Raw genomic sequence first — 17,819 nt, forward strand, 5'->3', positions numbered from 1 at the left:
AGTGATTTAACCCACTTTTATTAGGAGGTAACACTATGGTTCGTTGGATGTTTATTTTTCTGGCACTGGCACTAATTTCTGCACTATTAGGCTTTACCGGTATTGCAGGAGCTGCTGCCTCTATCGCGCAAGTGATATTTTACCTATTCCTATTGTCATTAATTGTATCAATAGTGATTGTTCTGCTGGGAAGAAAAAAACGTAAATAGATAGGAGATTCCATGCGACTTACGTCATTTATTTACCGTATCGCCGCAGTATTCGGTTTGGTGTTTGCGTTGGCAGCTTGTAGTGAAGAAGGGCCAATGGAACAGGCCGGCAAAAAGATAGATGAAGCCGCCGAAGAAACCCAAAATGCGATTGAAGATGAATGTGAAAACATTAAAGAAAATCTAAACGCTGAAGACCAAGACTGTTAGCCGAATCAGGTTAGGTTTTTTACGCATAGCTATGTAAGAGAGGGGCGGTCAATCACCGCCCTTCCTTTTGTCCCAATTGTTTACAATCAGATAAGGAGTCAAAGATGAAAAACATATTTGATGTACTGAAAGAGAGTCATGAAAAGCAGCGCCTTTTACTCGATGCTCTGATGGAAACGTCTGGAGATTCCCCCGCTCGTGAAGAGTTTTACCACAACCTTAAAGAGGAACTCGAACAGCACGCAGCGGCAGAAGAGCGATTTTTCTACGCGCCTTTAATAGATAGCGATAAGACCATTGATCTCACTCGCCATGGCATCGCAGAGCATCATGAAATTGATAAAGTGATTGCACAGCTTGATGCAACCGATATGAGCTCGCCAGCGTGGCTCAACCTAATGAAAACCTTGCGTCACAAAGTGTTGCACCATCTTGAGGAAGAAGAGCAGCGTTTCTTCCAGTTAGCCGGTAAGGTAATGACCGATAAGCAGAAAATGAAACTAGCGGATGGTTATGTTGAAGAGATGGCAAGCTAGGTAGAGTGTTGGACCTTTTCGTGCCATTTCGGCACGGGAAGGCACTCAATCAAGGCGTTTACTCAAGTTCATGTATCCAAGCTCAATCCCCCGCGTATTCTAACTTCCACTAAAAAGTGCACTCGCTGAAGGCAAGGAGAGCGAATGTTTATCATCAAATATTATATTCTTGGCGCTCTGATCAGTTTATTGGCCGCTATCTATACGCCTCAAATTATCGTTAGTCTGCTGTTCTTGTGGATATCTCTTTCTTTAGCGTTGGTCAGCGTAGCCTACGTATTCGACATTCCCTCTATTTTTAGAAAAAACCAAGATGGCAAGATTGTCAGGTGGATTCGCTGGGCATTCATCCCATTTTTATTGGGGGCTAGAGCGTATAACGCCTGGGAAAGACGGCGTGATACTGTACCTCCAATCCAAAAAGTCAGCGACAATTTATACCTATCTCGCCGTTTGTTTCAGAGTGACTTAGATTTTCTCGAATCCAATGAGATCTCTTGTATTGTCGATGTCACCGCAGAATTTGCAGGCCTTGAAAGCGCGATGACCGACAAGCAGTTTCATTACCTTTCGATTCCGGTACTCGACCACAAAGCCCCAACGCTAGAGCGCCTGCGCCATGCGATTAACTGGATTGATACTCAAATCTCGTGCTCGCGGGCAGTGGTTGTGCATTGTGCGTTAGGGCGTGGTCGTTCAGTGTTTGTTGTGGCGGCGTATTTATTAAGCAAAGACCCGTCACTGACGGTTGAATCCGTGATGAAAAAAATCAATGACGTACGCAGTACCGCGAGATTGAATAAATTACAGATTAGAACGTTACGAGCGATCAGTGAAAAAGGCGTGCTAGGGCTGGATCAATCCACTTGGATGGTGGTTAACCCTGTTGCAGGTGGCGGAAAATGGGAGGAAAACGAACAGCACTTGATTCGTGAACTAACCAAAAAATATCGCTTGAGTATTCATCAAACCACCACAAACCTCAGCGCCGAGCAGCTAACACAACAGGCAAAAGAAAATGGAGCTAAGCAAATCATCGTAGCTGGTGGCGATGGCACAGTAACAGAGGTGGCGAGCCAATTGGTGGATACCGACCTAAAACTCGGTATTGTTCCGCTCGGAACTGCCAATGCGTTATGTCATGTGCTCTATGGCGTTGGCGCAAAATTCTCACCGGTCGAAAAAGCGTGTGAAGCGTTGCTTGGCGGACACTGCCAACGTATTGATACTGCGGAATGTAATCAGCGGCTTATTTTATTGGTCTTAGGCATTGGGCTAGAACAGAAAATGATCGAGCACGCTCAGCGAGAAGAGAAAAATGTTTTTGGACAACTCGCTTACCTCACCGGCTTTTTTAATGCTGTAGTGGCGGAAGAAACGCAAGCTTTAACCGTTTCGTTAGACGATCCAACTGAAGATGGAAACCACGACAATAATACACAAACGCTTGAAGTCCATAGTTTTGTCGTTGCGAATATCGCTCCATTTAGTACGTTGCTTGCCCAAGGTGGTGATGCGCCGCAGCCTGATGATGGCAAGCTGCATATCACATATTTAGATAACACCGAGTCTTTAGGCGGACGTCTTATCGCATTGTCGGATCTGACATTAACGAGCGTAGGCGCACAGGAAGAATCGACACATTTTCAATACGCGACGGCTCAGAGCGTCACTATTTCTGCGAATAAACCGATTGAGTATGTGATTGATGGTGAACTGTATTCTGATGAGCAACTGGCAATCAAGCTGCGTCCAAAGTCATTGAACGTATTTGTTCCAAGCCAGAGACGTAAATCAGCTTCGCTTTAACACAGATAATCCGCGGATAACGCGCCATTTGCTTCGTATTCTACATGGCGCTTTTTCTGTGTTGTTTGATGATTTGGTGTGCGTCGTAAAAAGGCTATCAAGGTCGCTGCGTAGTAGATGCAGCGGCTTTTTTCTATCTGCACCTTTTACTAGGTTGATTGGGGATGAGGGTTAAACAAAGTGAAAGAAAGAAGGGCGAGTATAATTACTCACCCTGAGGTAAGTGCTTTTCAATTTCATCGTTTTCAACTTGTAAAGCAGCTAACCAATAAGAAACAAGTGCGGTTAAGTTGGTGTCGTCAATGGCTCTAAGCAGGGCTTTTAAATCATCTAACAGTAATTTATTCATAAAATGCATTTCTTTGTAATTGCCTAACTCGGCAACGCCGTATTCGGTGGCATTTTCTGCAATGAATTGTTCACCATCTTGATCGAAGAACAGCTTCGCCATCTTTTTGATCATCACTTTTTCTATTTTCACGAATCGATATGCCGCTCTTGCGAGTGTCATATGTGATTGCGGGTTAACGAGAGGCAAACACGTTTGGCGATGGTGTGTCATTTTTACGAGTAGCTCCCTTACTCGATTGTTATCCAATGTCATAGTGACCTCTTTATTTATGACTATTGTCGTGGGACATTTCTCGTGATGGTTATGTTAATGCGCCTGTGGGCTTGTCAGAAATGGCCAAAGCAAGTTGGCCATTTCTTTGATCAATACCGAGCTTTATTGCAAAGGCGACCACCAAGTTTTAGCTAATAAGGCTGATGCTGCTGAGTTTTTCTTTGCAGCTTTTTATATCGCTACGAACTTTCAGCAGAACCGAGTTATCCGCCTGCTCTGGGTGGGAAGTAATCAAATTCTCAATCTCTTTGAGTACCTTGCTTTCGACACCTTCAAGCTGTTCTAAATACATAGACTCTTTGTCAGAGGACACTTCCTTCATCACGTCGCTGTAGACCTCACGCGCCTTGATGGTGTAGGAAACCGGAGTGTCGTCGGCAGATTCTTCATTGTTACTTGCTAGAGAGTAGGGAGTGAGCTCAATGACTGCACGCTCACGTACTCTGAGCAGTTCTACCAACACATTATTCAAAGAAGTGTTGTCGATGTTCTCGATGGCCTTGTTGTAAATTTCATTTCCGCTTTCGATAAGCTCAATGATTGAGGCGATGTTTTCATTTTTCATATGCCACTCCTTATTTACTGGTGATAGGGGTGTTTGAGCGTATGGAATACAAACACGATGTTCATCTTCAATTGCAGGTTGTATGCCAATGAGTTTTAAGTCTTATTAATCAGTGACTTAATGTCTTGTTTTGCAATAAATTGCTAACAGTCGGTAAGGCGCTAAGAAAAAATTACAAGAATGGCGGGGAAAGCCTGGAAAGAATTACACGTACAGATACGGCTTTTTATCGAAATAAAAATAAAATCAATAAAAAACAACAACTTAAAATTCTGGCATGGATATGGCTTTGTAGGGAGTAAGTGAGGTCAAACATTGTTTCACTTGATTCACTATTCAACTCATTAATGGAGGCTAGTTATGGCTACTACAAAAGAAAGCACAGTAAAACCTCAAGAGCAGTTAGAAGAAGCATATCACTTAGCGGAACAAGCCACGACGGAAGCCGTTGGCGCGATGAAAGACCAAGCCAAAGAGAAGCTGGATGTCGGTGCGCAGCAAGTTCAGCAGGCGACTAAGTCGGCAGAAAATGTAATCAAGGAGCGCCCATTGCTGAGCATAGGCTGCGCCTTCCTTGCTGGTTGGGCGGTTTCGAAGCTGATCAAATAATAGTGGTCACCAAGGATTAAGCCACACAACAGAAAGGCGAGGCTTCACATGAATAACTCAGGGCAAGTTACCAATCAGCAATCAGGCTCGGCGGCTTCAGACAGCGGCCGAGCCCCTGATGGGGCAGAAGAACAGGATATCCAACAAACCATTAATGGTTTGAGCAGCATTCTTGCGCAATTGGACCAACTGACGACATCGCTAAAAGCATGGTCAGGTTCAACGTTGGATTTGTTCCTCTTGGAGATGAAAGTTAACGTGTCCGCAGTGCGTCAGATTTTGCTGTGTACCGTTGTTTTTACCCTATTGTCGGTATTGTTCGTATTCAGTTTGTGCCTTGCCTCTGGGGTGGTGGCTTATCAGTTAACTGCCAACGTGTATGTTGCCGTGGGTGTATTTATCACATCATTAGGCTTGGCATTATTTGCTTTAGCCTGGTGGCAGAAGCGTTTAGTTGGATTTCTTGGATTCAAAAATACGACAGAACAATTACAGGAGGGGTGGGATGCGCTCGCTACAAAAGCTCAATCGAGCCATGCGGATCAAGCGGATGGAAGGTAAAGCGTCTCTAGAGCAATGCTGTTTGTCGATGGAAATGTTCACGTTTACCACCAAGAAGTTTGTGAGAGAAAACCCTTGGACGACATTAGGCATTAGTGCTGTCGTTGCCGTTACCGCAGCAAAAGCAGGTCGATTGTCTCGACTGACTTCTTCTATTTCGTCAATGGGGCTATTGGTTAGCAGCGTGTCTGATATTACCGATTCGCTCACAAAGCCGGTCGCGGCAGCTTCTCTGGATGAGTCAGATGCGGAGCAAAATGGAAATGCAGCAACACAAGTAAGCAACGCTGCGACGACAGAGGGCGAACCACTCTAATAGCGGATTTCACCGCAAAATTTTCTTACCGATTCTGAGCTTATTATGACAGCGAAATTGAACATTCCTGCCAACACTGCGATTGGTGCAACGCTTCTCGTCCTGTTACTCGTCCCAGGGCTGTATTTTGCCAAGCCAATATTGTTACCTATTGTGCTTAGCACCTTTATTTCTCTGCTGTGCAGTCCTTTCATTAATTATCTTGAAGACAAAGGCTTACCACGTGCTATTACCGTCGTGTTGACGCTGTCATTCCTCGTTGGCGCTTCAATTATTGGTCTTGCCGCCATGTCGGAGCCCGCCAAGCAATGGTGGTCTGAGCTGCCCAGTATCGTGAAAAATGTGTCGCAAGAAGTAAGCGAAGTTACTAAAGCTTCGGCTGATCACCTTAATACTCCATTGAATATCGCCAACGATATGAGTATGGATGAGGTCGGGAACAACACCGTATTTTCTTTGGTAAAAACGCTCGCGACCACTACGCCGACGATTTTGACACAAGCGATGATCGTGCTGTTTATGGTTTACTTTATGCTCAATCATGGACGAAGCTTATTTCGAAAGTCAGTGTCTTACTTACATGGGTTCGCCAAACAGCGCCAAGCGATTGAGTTGGTCAAAGCGCTACAGAAAGACCTATCTCGATACATTGGCACCATCACTTTAGTGAATGCTGGGCTGGGGTTGAGTGTCGGGGCCGTGTTTTTTGTTCTAGGCCTTGAAGATCCATTTCTATGGGGCGCATTTGCAGGCGTGATGAATTTTGCGCCGTACCTCGGCCCTGTCATATCCATGATGAGCTTTGGCTTTGTTGCTTATCTTCAGTTGGAGTCGGTCAGTTTTATGCTGACGGTTGTGTCTATCTATTTACTGCTCAATTTGATTGAAAGTCAGTTTGTTACACCAACACTATTGGGGAAAAGGTTTAATTTAAACCCATTAGTGATTTTTGTTTGGCTTGTTTTTTGGGGCTGGCTTTGGGGCGGAATGGGACTATTGATCGGTGTGCCGTTGCTGGTTTGTATCAATATTTTGGTTGATCGCCTAGAGCTGTGCCAATCAGCCCAAAATCAAGCAAAGCAAATCACCTCCGCGGACGTGGCACCGCGAGAGTGACTTGAGGAGCAAGCTGGTTCAATGAAACAGTTTTTCAGCGCTCACTGGCTGACTAAATAAATATCCCTGACCATAAATACAGCCTTTTTCGAATAAATAATCGGCTTGTTCCCGAGTTTCTATCCCTTCCGCGACGACTTTCAACGACAGCGTTTTTCCCATGGCAATAATGGCATTCACAATCGCGTTGCTGTCGCTATTACTTGGGACATCACTGACAAATGAGCGGTCAATTTTCAGTTTGTTGATTGGCAAACCTTTCAAGTAAGACAAAGACGAATAGCCAGTTCCAAAGTCATCCAGAGAAATCTCAATACCCAGCTCTCGTAATTGATTTAACGATGCAATGGCTTGTTGAGGGTCGATCAGTAAAAAGCTCTCTGTGATCTCCAAATCTAACCGTTGGGCAGGGTATCCGGTGTTATCGAGGATAGTACTTAATCGCTGAATGAAATTTGACTGCTGAAGCTGCAACGCAGAAACATTGACGGCGATTTTGCCAAACTCGATGCCTTGGTCCAGCCAAGCATTACCTTGCAAACAAGCTTGTTGTAACACCCACTCACCAATACTTTGAATCAGCCCTGTTTTTTCTGCAATTGGAATAAAGTCTGCTGGTGGTACAAGGCCAAACTCTGGATGCTGCCAGCGTAATAAAGCTTCCACGCCGACAATCGTATTTTGTTCCAAGTTGTATTGCGGTTGGAACTCTAACCGGAGTTGTTGTTTTTCTATTGCTTGATGTAAAGCGGATTGAATGCGTACATGGGATACGGATTTATCGGTCAAATCCGGTGAGTAAAACGCGTAGCCGTTGCGTCCATTTTTCTTCGCTAAGTACATCGCAGTGTCTGCGTTTTTCAGTAAGGTTTCACTGTCTTGACCGTCTCTTGGGTACAAGGCAATACCAATACTGGTTGAGACACGAAGTGAGTCGTGATTTGCTAAGTCGAATGGTTGCTGGAATACGCTTAGAATATCGCCGACGGTTTCCAGTAAGGCAACATCACTATGGATGTCTGGCAAAATAATCACAAATTCATCGCCGCCAATACGAGCCACATGCGCATTGAGGTGAAGCACATCTTGCAGACGAATCGCTAACTTAGACAGCAATTGGTCACCACAGAAGTGGCCCATACTATCGTTGATGTGTTTGAAATGGTCGATATCTAAGAATAGGGTGGCAAACGTCTGCTGGTTTTTGTGTCCGGTTTCGATGTGTTGTTCGAGTAAGCTGAGTAAATGGGTGCGATTAGGTAGATTGGTTAATGGATCGTAAAAAGCCATGCGCTGCAGCTTTTCTTCGTGTGCCTTACGCACAGAGATATCTTCAAACACACAAATGTAGTTAATAAGGTGGTTTTTATCGTCCATTACGGCGCTAATGGTCGCTAATTGCGGATAAATGCTGCCATCTTTCTTTCTGTTGATGAATTCGCCTTTCCATTGGCCTTTGTTTTCGAGTTGATGCCACAACTGTTGATAGAAACCTTGATCATGATGGCCTGAGCGCAGAATTCGTGGGTTTTTTCCTATCACCTCTTCAGAGCGGTAACCTGTAATTTGGGTAAAAGCCGTGTTTACATCAATGATGTTGGCATTGCGGTCTGTAATGACCATGCCTTCTTGCGAATTGTTGAAAATTTGGGACGCTAAGGAGAGCTGCGTTTCTACCATTTTTCGGCGGGTGATGTTACGTGTCATCCCCAGAATGCCGATTAAGTTTCCCGCATGATCACGGACAGGAGACTTAATGGTTTCTAGCCAAGTGGGGTTATTGTTTTCATCAATTTGACGGCATTCTTCAACAATATTTTGCGTGCCCGTGGCTACCACCAATTTATCGGCATCAATGAATTTTTCCGCACGTTCATGGCTAAACAGAGCAAAATCGTCTTTTCCAATGATTTCACTGTTGGTTTTTTGCCACGCGTTTTCTACGCTTCGGTTGGTCATCGAATAAAGACCATCCATGCCTTTTATCCATACGTGGTCTTCAAGGCAGTCGATAAACTCTTGTAGTGTTGGTGTTGGCTTTATTTCCGCGCTTTGATGTCGCGTTTGTTCTTGCTGACAGTGCAAGTTGATATCAAAGCTGATCCGCCCCGCCATTGCGCTTAGCCATGCCGAAACAACCGTTGATTGATCATTAGGGTGAGTCAGTGTCAGTACGGCAAGCAATTCGCCATTAGGTAGCCAAATCGGTCCAATGCTCAAGGTTTGCTCTTCAAAGGGGGTATGGCTAACTGTAAAATCTGTCGGCGTAAAGTGATCGACAACTTGCGTTATCACATCGACGATAGCACGATGATTTTGGGTTGAGGTGGACACCTCAGTCGATAGCCACTGCTGAGTATCGCTCAGAGTATAAAGCTGTCCCTGAGCTTGAGTTACATTACAGCATTGTCGCAGAACGTGTTGCCAGTCTGCCATCAAAGGCGAAGGAATAGCGAAGCGAAACATAATTAATAACGAGTCCTAAATCGCCCAAAGGTAATTATATTAGAATCTAGCGTAAGCTATTGGGCTTTGTGAGTATCGTATCCAACGCGTAGCTAAATCTTAGCAGCGTAAAGTGCTTTCTATCATTAAAATGTTATCTATATCTCTTTTTTATCCAACTTATTGCATCGTTTTTTAGGGCTTTTGATAGGTGATTAAGAAGCGTTTACCGCTTTGGTTTTCTTGCCCCATGAGACTTGCTGAATGACTAAGCCACTGATGATCAATACCAGGCCAATCAAGGTTGAAGGGTGAATTTCTTCGCCGATGATGGTAGCTAACAACATGAGTGAGATAAATGGAGAAGCAAAGATCAGATTACTGATACGCGCGGTGTTTTGCGTTGATTTGAGTGCGCTCAGCCACAAAACGAAAGTGATCCCCATTTCAAACAGTCCGACATACGTCACCGCTGCCCAGCCTTTAGCTGAGATTGCCTGCCAGTCAGCACCTTCATAAAGACTTAAACCAATGGCGAATGGAATAGCGACCAAAAAGCCGAGCAGAACGCCAACCACAGGGTCGGCCTTATTTTTGGTATTTAAAATCCAGTAACCGGCCCACAGCAGCGTTGATAGCAGCGCAAGACCAACACCCAACGGGCTCTCAAATTCCATGCCTAAAAGATTGCCTTGTGTGGCAATCACTATCACGCCGACATAACTAAAACCGCAAGCCAGCCAGTCCTTACCACGGATCTTTTGTCCTAAGAAAACAGCAGCCATTAGCGTTAAGGTGATGGCCCAGCTGTAGTTGATCGCTTGAGCCTGAGATGCGGGCAGCAAGTCATATGCTTTGAACAGAATAACGTAATACGCCAAAGGGTTAATCAACCCAAGCAGTAGGTAATACCAAGGGTTTGAGAAAAATGTAGCGCTTAACTGGCCCAATTTACCTTGTACACCACAGATTACTGTTAGTGCAATCGCAGAGACGATGCTGGCAATGCATAGCATTTGAATCGGCGTAAATTCTGCCAGCGTGAGTTTAAATGCGGTTGCAACGGTAGACCAAAGTAATACTGCTGAGAGCCCAAATCCTAGGGCGCGACGCTCGTTCATGATGCCTCTGCGTGATGATGTGCCGCTCGGTTTGGATAATTTGAGCGGAAGAAAGAATATTATAGGAAGGCCTAGTGTATGCGAGGATTTTTCATCCAACAAACTGGACATTTATCCAGTGTCTAAATACCATTGTTATAGATACAAAACACAGGCTAACTCGCTATTATGCAATGGATTCTTGAGTACCAATCTCTCATTCTCTCTTCTCTTTGTGCTGCCACGCTTAGTGGTGTCGCTGCCGGTTGGTGGGTGAAACAGCGTTTTATCACCCAAACTCAGCTTCTCGAGCAACAACTTGTTTCAGAAAAACAGCTTCATCAACAGCAACTTGAACAGGTCAAGCAAAGCCTTGCCGATGCTCAGCAAGAGTTGGATGAGTTAGATGATGAGCGCGATAAAGCCGCGTTTGAAGTGCGTCAAACGCACGGAAAGCTGATGGCAGCTATGGAAAAACTGCGTTACTTCGAGGCTGTAAAGCAAGAGCGCCAGCAATACTTTGATGAGCTTGGTCAAATGCGTGAACACAAATCACGTCTAGAAACGCAGCTGCGTGAACAGCAAGCTCGCCATGAGCAAATTAACCAAGCTAATGCCGAAAAACTGCAAATTTTAGAACAAGCGGAAGCACGCTTGAAACAACAATTTGAGCACTTGGCCAACCAATTGTTTGAAGAAAAAACCGCGAAGGTCGATTTGCAAAACCGTCAGAGTTTAGAAGGCTTGTTGTCACCGCTTAGAGAACAGTTAGAAGGGTTCAAAAAGCACGTTAATGACAGCTTTAGCCAAGAAGCTAAAGAGCGCCATACCTTAGTGCATGAGCTGAAAAACCTGCAACGTTTGAACGAGCAAATGACGCGCGAAGCGGTTAATTTGACCCAAGCGTTGAAAGGGGACAACAAACAGCAAGGTAACTGGGGCGAAGTGGTGCTCGCTAGGGTACTTGCCGAATCTGGCTTGCGTGAAGGGCACGAATATCAGACTCAGGTGAACTTACAAAATGAAGCAGGCAAGCGTTACCAACCTGATGTCATTGTGCATCTCCCACAAAACAAACAAGTGGTTGTGGATTCTAAAATGGCGCTGGTTGCCTATGAGCGCTACTTCAACGCCGAAACTGATGCTGAGCGCGATCAGGCTTTGAATGCGCACTTAGCTGCTCTACGTGCACATATCAAAGGGTTAAGCATGAAGGACTACCACAAACTCAAAGGTATTCAGAGTTTGGACTATGTTCTGATGTTTATCCCGGTTGAGCCGGCGTTCCAAGTCGCGATTCAAGCCGATCCGAGCTTGATTAAAGAGGCGATGGAGCAAAACATCATTTTGGTGAGCCCAACAACGTTGCTGGTGGCATTGCGCACCATTGATAATCTATGGCGCAATGAACGCCAAAATGAAAACGCCAAAATGATTGCGCAGCGTGCGACAAAACTCTACGACAAATTACGATTGTTTGTAGACGACATGGAGGGGCTCGGCGGTGCGCTGGATAAGGCGAATCAAAGCTATCAAGGTGCGATGAACAAGCTTGCCACAGGGCGCGGAAATGTGATTCGCCAAGCCGAAAGCTTTAAACACTTGGGAGTTGAAATTAAACGACCGATTTCTTCCGACCTCGCGCAGTTAGCGCAGAGTGATGCATTTTCAGAAAATGACCCGTTAGTAGAAAGACATCCGGCTGAGGATAAAGTAAACTAATCGCCCGCAGTGCAGTGGGCGATTTATTTGTCAACAAACGCCCCGTAGAGGAAAGCGCTGCCTAAGAGGAATTAGAATGACGGACACAAGCTTGCAATCCAATACAGCGTTAGAGAATGAAACCACTCACTTTGGTTTCTCTACAGTGGCAAAAGACGAAAAAGTGACTAAGGTTGCCGAAGTATTCCACTCCGTGGCAACAAAATACGACATCATGAATGACCTGATGTCTGGTGGTATTCACCGCCTTTGGAAGCGCTTCACTATCGATTGTAGTGGTGCTCGCCCTGGCCAACGTATTCTTGACCTAGGTGGTGGTACGGGTGATTTGACGGCGAAATTCTCGCGCATTGTTGGCGATGAAGGCCATGTCATCCTTGCCGATATCAATAACTCAATGCTTAACGTTGGTCGCGATAAACTGCGTGATAACGGTATTGTGGGTAACGTGCACTACGTTCAAGCCAACGCAGAAGAACTGCCGTTCCCAGATGATTATTTTGATGTCATCACCATCAGTTTTTGTTTGCGTAATGTGACTGACAAAGACAAAGCGCTTCGTTCAATGTTCCGCGTACTGAAGCCAGGCGGCCGTCTATTGGTGTTGGAATTTTCAAAACCAGTGCTAGAGCCGTTATCGAAAGTATACGACGCATATTCATTCCACTTGTTGCCGAGAATCGGTGAGCTAGTTGCGAGTGACTCAGAGAGTTACCGCTACCTAGCGGAGTCAATCCGTATGCATCCAGACCAAGAAACGCTGGAAGGCATGATGCAAGACGCAGGTTTTGAAAACACCAAATACTACAACTTAACTGGTGGTATTGTGGCTTTGCATCGCGGTTATAAATTCTAAGGGTTAACGGCATGCCATTTGAACCACTTATCACCGCTGTGATTGAAACGTCACTGAATACACTGATCAAAGACGACCCAGCATTGGGCCGTCGTTTAGCGCGTCTAAAAGGTCAAGTTATTCAAGTTCACCTGAAAGAGATCAATAAAACACTGACATTCGTTTTTAGTCAGCAAATTGATGTGCTCGGTCATTACGAAGGGCAGCCTAACTGCTATCTATCGCTCAACTTGAGTGTGTTACCAGAGCTGCGCGATCAGGCCAACATCACTCGTCTTATTAAACAAGATAAACTTGAACTCGAAGGCGATATTCAATTGGCGCAGAAATTCTCTCAGTTGATGGTGGATTGCAAACCAGATGTTGAAGAGTGGTTGTCTCGCGTGACTGGCGATGTCGCCGCACATACCTTTGTGCAAGGTTCAAAAAACATCGGCAACTTTCTTGCGTCTCAAGCAGAAAAACACCAGCGTCATCTTGCGCAAGTAGTGACTGAAGAATGGAAACTGGCTCCCGCTCCGTTAGAAGTGGCCTATTTCTGCGACCAAGTTGATGAGGTTCGCAGCCAGGCTTCTCGCATTGAAGCTCGTTTAACGGCTTTGCTGAATAAGCTGGATGCAGATAAGCCTGCATTGGAGAAACCATGACGCCAGCAGAACTAAAGCGCTTATACCACATCGCCAAAGTACAACTGGAATACGGCTTAGATGAGCTGCTTCCCGATCACCAACTGACCAAAGCGCCGCTTTTACTGCGCAAAAGCTTGTTTTGGATTAAGAACAAGCACCCAGAAAAACCACTCGGTGAACGTCTGCGTTTAGCACTGCAAGAGCTGGGGCCGGTTTGGATTAAGTTCGGTCAGATGATGTCGACGCGCCGTGACTTATTTCCTCCGCATATCGCTGATCCCCTAGCTTTACTTCAAGACCAAGTCGCGCCTTTTGATGGCGAGTTGGCAAAAAAGCAGATGGAGCAAGCATTAGGTGGTCCGTTAGAAAAATGGTTTACCGAGTTTGATATCAAACCACTGGCGTCTGCGTCGATTGCTCAGGTACATACTGCGCGCATAAAAGACACTAACCAAGAAGTGGTATTAAAGGTTATCCGCCCAGATATTCGCCCAGTCATTGATTCAGATCTAAAACTGATGCACCGAATGGCGCGTATAGTCGCCGGAGCGATGCCTGAAGCACGTCGTTTAAAACCAGTTGAAGTCGTGCGTGAATACGAGAAAACCCTGCTTGATGAACTCGACTTGCGACGTGAGGCGGCGAATGCCATTCAGTTGCGCCGCAACTTTGAAGGCAGCGAAGAATTGTATGTTCCTGAAGTTTTTCCCGACTTCAGTAATGAAACTGTCATGGTTTCTGAGCGAATATATGGCATTCAAGTCTCTGATATTGAAGGCTTGAAAGCAAATGGCACCAATATGAAATTGCTCGCGGAACGCGGTGTGAGTGTGTTCTTCACTCAGGTGTTCCGAGACAGCTTTTTCCATGCTGATATGCATCCGGGTAATGTGTTCGTCAAACCCGAACATCCAGAGAACCCAATGTGGATAGGGCTAGATTGCGGAATCGTTGGTACACTTAATAGCGAAGACAAGCGTTATCTGGCGGAAAACTTCCTGGCGTTTTTCAATCGTGACTACCGCCGAGTGGCGGAGTTACATGTGGATTCAGGGTGGGTGCCTGCGGATACCAATGTCGATGAGTTTGAGTTCGCGATTCGCATTGTGTGTGAGCCTATTTTTGCTAAGCCATTGTGCGAAATCTCCTTTGGTCATGTGTTGTTGAATTTGTTCAACACGGCACGTCGATTCAATATGGAGGTTCAGCCACAACTTGTACTGTTGCAAAAAACGCTGTTGTACGTGGAAGGGCTTGGTAGGCAGCTATATCCTCAACTTGATTTGTGGGAGACCGCAAAACCATTCCTGGAAGAATGGATGATGAATCAAGTTGGGCCGCAAGCTCTAGTGAATGCGATTAAAGACCGCGCACCATTTTGGGCAGAGAAATTACCTGAACTGCCAGAGCTACTTTACGATAGCCTGAAACAAGGTAAAGCGATGAATCAACGTATGGATCAGCTTTATCAAGGGTATCGCCAGAGCAAGCGCCAGCAGGCGACAGGAAAGTTTTTGTTTGGCGTTGGCGCGACTTTAGTCGTATGCTCGGCAATATTGGTGAACGATGCTTTTGAGCAGCTTTCGTTGGCCTGCGGTATCGCAGGTGTCACATTTTGGCTGCTTAGTTGGCGAGCTTATCGTCAATAGACGTTAAACTCTTGAAATATTTTTGTTTGTTTAAAGACCCGAGGTAAAGAGAATGGGTGGTATCAGTGTTTGGCAACTTCTAATCATTGCTGTAATTGTTGTATTGCTATTCGGAACAAAGAAACTACGCGGTATCGGTGGCGATCTGGGTGGTGCCGTTAAGGGCTTCAAAAAAGCGATGAGCGAAGATGAACCTGCGAAAAATGACAAAGACGCAGACTTCGAACCAAAAAGTCTAGAAGAGCAGCAGAAAAAAGAAGCTGCTCCTGAAACGAAAAAAGACAAAGAGCAGGCGTAAAACGTGTTTGATATCGGTTTTTGGGAACTGGTATTAATATCTGTTGTTGGTCTGGTCGTTCTTGGGCCGGAGCGTTTGCCTCATGCTATTCGCAGCGTGTCTCGCTTTATCGGTGCCGCTAAGAGTATGGCAAATAGCGTCAAAGACGAATTGTCACACGAGCTGAAAGTCCAAGAGCTGCAAGAAAACTTGCGCAAAGCAGAACAAATGGGGATGGATGATTTGTCCCCTGAGTTGAAATCTTCAGTTGAAGAGTTGAAGAAGGCAGCGCAATCTGTAAATCGTCCTTACGCAAAGAACACCGATTCAGAGGCTGAGCCTGTAAAAACAGAGCCAGCAGTCGAAGAGGCCGTGAAAGCGCAAGAGAGCAAGGTTACAGCGGCAGATAAGAAAGCCGAATAGTCTCATTAGGAGGAGCTACTAGTGATTGGTAGCTCCTTTTTGATCTGGTTTTTAATAAGAGGTTTGCCATGTCTACCGTCGAGCAGACACAACCTTTAATTAGTCATTTGTTGGAGCTTCGCAACCGACTACTGCGTTCAATCCTCGCAGTGTTGGTCGTGTTTGTTGGACTAATTTATTTCTCTAACCACATTTACGAGTTTGTTTCCGCACCTTTAGTAGAGCGTCTACCTGAAGGCGCGACCATGATTGCTACGGATGTAGCGTCACCTTTTTTTACGCCACTTAAGCTGACGTTAATTGCTTCGGTATTTATTGCGGTGCCTTTTATCTTGTATCAAGTGTGGGCATTTGTAGCGCCAGGTTTGTACAAGCATGAACGTCGATTGATCATGCCACTGCTGTTTTCGAGTTCGCTATTGTTCTACTGTGGAGTGGCATTTGCCTACTTCGTGGTATTTCCATTGGTGTTTGGCTTCTTTACCGCCATCTCTCTTGGTGGAGTAGAGTTTGCAACTGATATCTCGAGTTATCTCGACTTTGTGCTGGCGCTATTTATGGCGTTTGGTATCGCATTCGAGGTGCCTGTTGCGATTATTTTGTTGTGTTGGACTGGGGCCACTACACCAGAAGATTTAAGACAGAAACGTCCTTATATTATAGTGGCTGCGTTTGTCGTAGGTATGGTGTTAACGCCACCAGACATGATCTCGCAAACCTTACTCGCTATTCCGATGTGTTTACTGTTTGAAGTCGGTTTGTTCTTCGCGCGTTTTTATACTCGTCGAAGCGAAGAAGTAGAAGCGGAAACCAAAGAATAAGGCTAATCTAGATGTGAAAAGCGGCTCAATTGAGCCGCTTTTTTTTGCGGTTGGTTTTTTCTTGGGCTAATTACTTAACTTTCATGACGTAACCACATTTTGTGCATACGTATACTTCCTTGATGCCCAGCAGCTTTTGAAAAAAACTGCGCGGTACGCGTTGTAAGTAAGCACCATGTGTACACACTTCAACTTCCATATTCATGCTGTTTTACATTTGTGCTAATTAATGGGCGTAAATCAGTATAGGAAAATAATGTGTCGAGTTGTCGACAGTTTTGCAAAGCGGACGAAGTAAAGTGACGATATGAGAGGTAAGTAGAGTTGCTAGTTAATTATTATGTTTATCAATAATTTTGTATGGATTGTTCTACTATTTCAACGGGTTGAATCGTTCATTCAATAGTTTAGGTGATAAAAAAGCGACGTTGATTTCGTCGCTTTTTTCAATTCTCGTGAATTAAATATTAAACAGCCTTTTGGCATTCTCAGTCGTTATGGCATCGATGGTTGCGATGTCGACATCACGCAAGTCGGCAACACGTTGTGCAACGAGATAAGTGTAGGCTGGTTCATTACGTTTACCACGGTGTGGCACCGGCGCTAAATATGGACAGTCGGTTTCTAAAATGACCCACTGCATATCCAAATGTGGAATGACTTTATCCATCCCGCCATTCTTAAAGGTTGATACGCCACCTAAGCCTAAGTGAAAGCCTAGCTCATTGATTGCTTGTGCTTCTTCTAAGCTGCCTCCAAAACAGTGGAATACACCACGCAGACGACCATCTTGCTCTTGTCGCAGCAAAGTGAGTGTTTCTTCAATCGAATCACGAGTGTGGATAACGACCGGTAAATCCATCTCTTTTGCCCAGTTAAGTTGAGCTACGAACGCCATTTCTTGCTCAGCACGATAGGTTTTATCCCAATATAGGTCGATACCGATTTCGCCCACCGCAATAAACTTGTGTTTCTCAAACCAACCGCGGATGATCTCCAACGTTTGTTCAACATTGCTGTCCACATAACAAGGGTGCAGCCCCATCATTGAGTGGCATACGTCAGGATATGCCGCTTCGGTTTGTAGCATGGGCTCAATAGAGTCCAGATCGATGTTTGGCAACAGGATTTTATTAATGCCTTGCGTTAAGGCGCGTTGTACTACTTCATCGCGGTCGTTATCAAATTCGCTAGCATAGATGTGCGCGTGGGTATCGATCATCGTTACTCTCTGTGCTTCATGGTTGGTTTCGTATTCGAAGTATACTTGAGTGTGAGTGCTGGGTCATTTTCAGTTTTTTTCATTACCTTTTTCCAGATTGTCACTCGCAACATGCATCA

20 protein-coding genes are annotated in these 17,819 nt (G+C 45.2%); 15 read left to right on the plus strand and 5 right to left on the minus strand.

All coding sequences use genetic code 11. The annotated features are described in order from the left end of the window. Positions 1 to 35: 35 nt before the first annotated feature. The 4 genes from R7F07_RS13385 to R7F07_RS13400 all read left to right on the plus strand — a co-directional run bounded on the left by R7F07_RS13385 (position 36) and on the right by R7F07_RS13400 (position 2,764). Positions 36 to 209 (plus strand): DUF1328 family protein, encoded by a 174-nt coding sequence (locus R7F07_RS13385; protein WP_213877217.1) that lies wholly within the window; start codon positions 36 to 38, stop codon positions 207 to 209. A 12-nt stretch (positions 210 to 221) separates the two neighbouring features. Further along, complete coding sequence (locus tag R7F07_RS13390) at positions 222 to 419, plus strand: hypothetical protein (protein ID WP_005379178.1); 198 nt, start codon at positions 222 to 224, stop codon at positions 417 to 419. Between the two features lie 104 nt (positions 420 to 523). Beyond that, positions 524 to 955 (plus strand): hemerythrin domain-containing protein, encoded by a 432-nt coding sequence (locus tag R7F07_RS13395; protein WP_005379185.1) that lies wholly within the window; start codon positions 524 to 526, stop codon positions 953 to 955. 144 nt (positions 956 to 1,099) lie between these two features. Next, positions 1,100 to 2,764 (plus strand): diacylglycerol kinase family protein, encoded by a 1,665-nt coding sequence (locus tag R7F07_RS13400; protein WP_042522591.1) that lies wholly within the window; start codon positions 1,100 to 1,102, stop codon positions 2,762 to 2,764. A gap of 205 nt (positions 2,765 to 2,969) precedes the next feature. Here R7F07_RS13400 and R7F07_RS13405 read toward each other — a convergent pair whose 3' ends face one another. After that, positions 2,970 to 3,368 carry a hypothetical protein gene (locus R7F07_RS13405; protein ID WP_005379193.1) on the minus strand — a complete coding sequence of 133 codons (399 nt, stop codon included), beginning with the start codon at positions 3,366 to 3,368 and terminating at the stop codon, positions 2,970 to 2,972. Between the two features lie 148 nt (positions 3,369 to 3,516). Continuing rightward, positions 3,517 to 3,954 carry a DUF2383 domain-containing protein gene (locus tag R7F07_RS13410; protein ID WP_005379194.1) on the minus strand — a complete coding sequence of 146 codons (438 nt, stop codon included), beginning with the start codon at positions 3,952 to 3,954 and terminating at the stop codon, positions 3,517 to 3,519. A gap of 360 nt (positions 3,955 to 4,314) precedes the next feature. Between R7F07_RS13410 and R7F07_RS13415 the strand changes: the two genes are divergently transcribed. From R7F07_RS13415 to R7F07_RS13430, 4 genes are read left to right on the plus strand one after another with little or no spacing between them, the layout of a single operon-like run. Then, on the plus strand, positions 4,315 to 4,563 hold the full coding sequence (locus tag R7F07_RS13415) for a hypothetical protein (RefSeq protein WP_005379196.1): 249 nt from the start codon (positions 4,315 to 4,317) through the stop codon (positions 4,561 to 4,563). Between the two features lie 48 nt (positions 4,564 to 4,611). Next, positions 4,612 to 5,124: a phage holin family protein gene (locus tag R7F07_RS13420; RefSeq protein ID WP_047103713.1), complete on the plus strand. Its 513-nt coding sequence runs from the start codon at positions 4,612 to 4,614 to the stop codon at positions 5,122 to 5,124. Further along, entirely contained in the window at positions 5,114 to 5,440 is a 327-nt protein-coding gene (locus tag R7F07_RS13425) for a hypothetical protein (protein WP_005379200.1), read from the plus strand. Before R7F07_RS13420 ends, R7F07_RS13425 begins: the two co-directional genes overlap by 11 nt. Positions 5,441 to 5,485: 45 nt before the next feature. Beyond that, positions 5,486 to 6,556: an AI-2E family transporter gene (locus R7F07_RS13430; RefSeq protein ID WP_054576814.1), complete on the plus strand. Its 1,071-nt coding sequence runs from the start codon at positions 5,486 to 5,488 to the stop codon at positions 6,554 to 6,556. An 18-nt stretch (positions 6,557 to 6,574) separates the two neighbouring features. Here R7F07_RS13430 and R7F07_RS13435 read toward each other — a convergent pair whose 3' ends face one another. Together R7F07_RS13435 and R7F07_RS13440 are read right to left on the minus strand one after the other, a co-directional pair. Beyond that, positions 6,575 to 9,022 carry an EAL domain-containing protein gene (locus R7F07_RS13435; RefSeq protein WP_171343026.1) on the minus strand — a complete coding sequence of 816 codons (2,448 nt, stop codon included), beginning with the start codon at positions 9,020 to 9,022 and terminating at the stop codon, positions 6,575 to 6,577. Between the two features lie 194 nt (positions 9,023 to 9,216). Then, positions 9,217 to 10,122 carry a DMT family transporter gene (locus R7F07_RS13440; protein ID WP_064368891.1) on the minus strand — a complete coding sequence of 302 codons (906 nt, stop codon included), beginning with the start codon at positions 10,120 to 10,122 and terminating at the stop codon, positions 9,217 to 9,219. 168 nt (positions 10,123 to 10,290) lie between these two features. Between R7F07_RS13440 and rmuC the strand changes: the two genes are divergently transcribed. The 7 genes from rmuC (at position 10,291) to tatC (ending at position 16,478) form a co-directional block, all read left to right on the plus strand. Continuing rightward, positions 10,291 to 11,823 carry a DNA recombination protein RmuC gene (gene rmuC / locus R7F07_RS13445; RefSeq protein WP_171343027.1) on the plus strand — a complete coding sequence of 511 codons (1,533 nt, stop codon included), beginning with the start codon at positions 10,291 to 10,293 and terminating at the stop codon, positions 11,821 to 11,823. A 76-nt stretch (positions 11,824 to 11,899) separates the two neighbouring features. Continuing rightward, complete coding sequence (gene ubiE, locus R7F07_RS13450; RefSeq protein WP_171343028.1) at positions 11,900 to 12,679, plus strand: bifunctional demethylmenaquinone methyltransferase/2-methoxy-6-polyprenyl-1,4-benzoquinol methylase UbiE; 780 nt, start codon at positions 11,900 to 11,902, stop codon at positions 12,677 to 12,679. A gap of 11 nt (positions 12,680 to 12,690) precedes the next feature. Continuing rightward, entirely contained in the window at positions 12,691 to 13,326 is a 636-nt protein-coding gene (locus R7F07_RS13455) for an SCP2 domain-containing protein (protein WP_005379213.1), read from the plus strand. Next, positions 13,323 to 14,957, plus strand: a complete 1,635-nt coding sequence (ubiB, locus tag R7F07_RS13460) for a ubiquinone biosynthesis regulatory protein kinase UbiB (protein ID WP_005379226.1) — start codon at positions 13,323 to 13,325, stop codon at positions 14,955 to 14,957. The genes R7F07_RS13455 and ubiB overlap by 4 nt, the downstream gene beginning before the upstream one ends. 52 nt (positions 14,958 to 15,009) lie before the next feature. Beyond that, positions 15,010 to 15,255: a Sec-independent protein translocase subunit TatA gene (gene tatA / locus R7F07_RS13465; protein WP_005382958.1), complete on the plus strand. Its 246-nt coding sequence runs from the start codon at positions 15,010 to 15,012 to the stop codon at positions 15,253 to 15,255. Positions 15,256 to 15,258: 3 nt separating this feature from the next. Then, positions 15,259 to 15,657 carry a Sec-independent protein translocase protein TatB gene (gene tatB, locus R7F07_RS13470; RefSeq protein ID WP_017635021.1) on the plus strand — a complete coding sequence of 133 codons (399 nt, stop codon included), beginning with the start codon at positions 15,259 to 15,261 and terminating at the stop codon, positions 15,655 to 15,657. 68 nt (positions 15,658 to 15,725) lie between these two features. Next, positions 15,726 to 16,478, plus strand: coding sequence for a twin-arginine translocase subunit TatC (gene tatC, locus R7F07_RS13475; RefSeq protein WP_171343029.1), 753 nt, complete (start codon positions 15,726 to 15,728; stop codon positions 16,476 to 16,478). 460 nt (positions 16,479 to 16,938) lie between these two features. Here the strand turns inward: tatC and R7F07_RS13480 are convergent, their stop codons facing one another. Further along, positions 16,939 to 17,700: a TatD family hydrolase gene (locus R7F07_RS13480; RefSeq protein WP_318110524.1), complete on the minus strand. Its 762-nt coding sequence runs from the start codon at positions 17,698 to 17,700 to the stop codon at positions 16,939 to 16,941. Between the last annotated feature and the right edge of the window lie 119 nt (positions 17,701 to 17,819).

Origin of the sequence: Vibrio sp. YT-16 (genome assembly GCF_033337405.1) — a bacterium.
In the GTDB taxonomy this organism is placed as follows: domain Bacteria; phylum Pseudomonadota; class Gammaproteobacteria; order Enterobacterales; family Vibrionaceae; genus Vibrio; species Vibrio alginolyticus.

Excerpts from the sequence above, each read along its gene's own strand:
- R7F07_RS13385 (WP_213877217.1), top strand. The coding sequence starts at position 36 with ATGGTTCGTTGGATGTTTATTTTTCTGGCACTGGCACTAATTTCTGCA.
- R7F07_RS13390 (WP_005379178.1), top strand. The coding sequence starts at position 222 with ATGCGACTTACGTCATTTATTTACCGTATCGCCGCAGTATTCGGTTTG.
- R7F07_RS13395 (WP_005379185.1), top strand. The coding sequence starts at position 524 with ATGAAAAACATATTTGATGTACTGAAAGAGAGTCATGAAAAGCAGCGC.
- R7F07_RS13400 (WP_042522591.1), top strand. The coding sequence starts at position 1,100 with ATGTTTATCATCAAATATTATATTCTTGGCGCTCTGATCAGTTTATTG.
- R7F07_RS13405 (WP_005379193.1), bottom strand. The coding sequence starts at position 3,368 with ATGACATTGGATAACAATCGAGTAAGGGAGCTACTCGTAAAAATGACA.
- R7F07_RS13410 (WP_005379194.1), bottom strand. The coding sequence starts at position 3,954 with ATGAAAAATGAAAACATCGCCTCAATCATTGAGCTTATCGAAAGCGGA.
- R7F07_RS13415 (WP_005379196.1), top strand. The coding sequence starts at position 4,315 with ATGGCTACTACAAAAGAAAGCACAGTAAAACCTCAAGAGCAGTTAGAA.
- R7F07_RS13420 (WP_047103713.1), top strand. The coding sequence starts at position 4,612 with ATGAATAACTCAGGGCAAGTTACCAATCAGCAATCAGGCTCGGCGGCT.
- R7F07_RS13425 (WP_005379200.1), top strand. The coding sequence starts at position 5,114 with ATGGAAGGTAAAGCGTCTCTAGAGCAATGCTGTTTGTCGATGGAAATG.
- R7F07_RS13430 (WP_054576814.1), top strand. The coding sequence starts at position 5,486 with ATGACAGCGAAATTGAACATTCCTGCCAACACTGCGATTGGTGCAACG.
- R7F07_RS13435 (WP_171343026.1), bottom strand. The coding sequence starts at position 9,022 with ATGTTTCGCTTCGCTATTCCTTCGCCTTTGATGGCAGACTGGCAACAC.
- R7F07_RS13440 (WP_064368891.1), bottom strand. The coding sequence starts at position 10,122 with ATGAACGAGCGTCGCGCCCTAGGATTTGGGCTCTCAGCAGTATTACTT.
- rmuC (WP_171343027.1), top strand. The coding sequence starts at position 10,291 with ATGCAATGGATTCTTGAGTACCAATCTCTCATTCTCTCTTCTCTTTGT.
- ubiE (WP_171343028.1), top strand. The coding sequence starts at position 11,900 with ATGACGGACACAAGCTTGCAATCCAATACAGCGTTAGAGAATGAAACC.
- R7F07_RS13455 (WP_005379213.1), top strand. The coding sequence starts at position 12,691 with ATGCCATTTGAACCACTTATCACCGCTGTGATTGAAACGTCACTGAAT.
- ubiB (WP_005379226.1), top strand. The coding sequence starts at position 13,323 with ATGACGCCAGCAGAACTAAAGCGCTTATACCACATCGCCAAAGTACAA.
- tatA (WP_005382958.1), top strand. The coding sequence starts at position 15,010 with ATGGGTGGTATCAGTGTTTGGCAACTTCTAATCATTGCTGTAATTGTT.
- tatC (WP_171343029.1), top strand. The coding sequence starts at position 15,726 with ATGTCTACCGTCGAGCAGACACAACCTTTAATTAGTCATTTGTTGGAG.
- R7F07_RS13480 (WP_318110524.1), bottom strand. The coding sequence starts at position 17,700 with ATGATCGATACCCACGCGCACATCTATGCTAGCGAATTTGATAACGAC.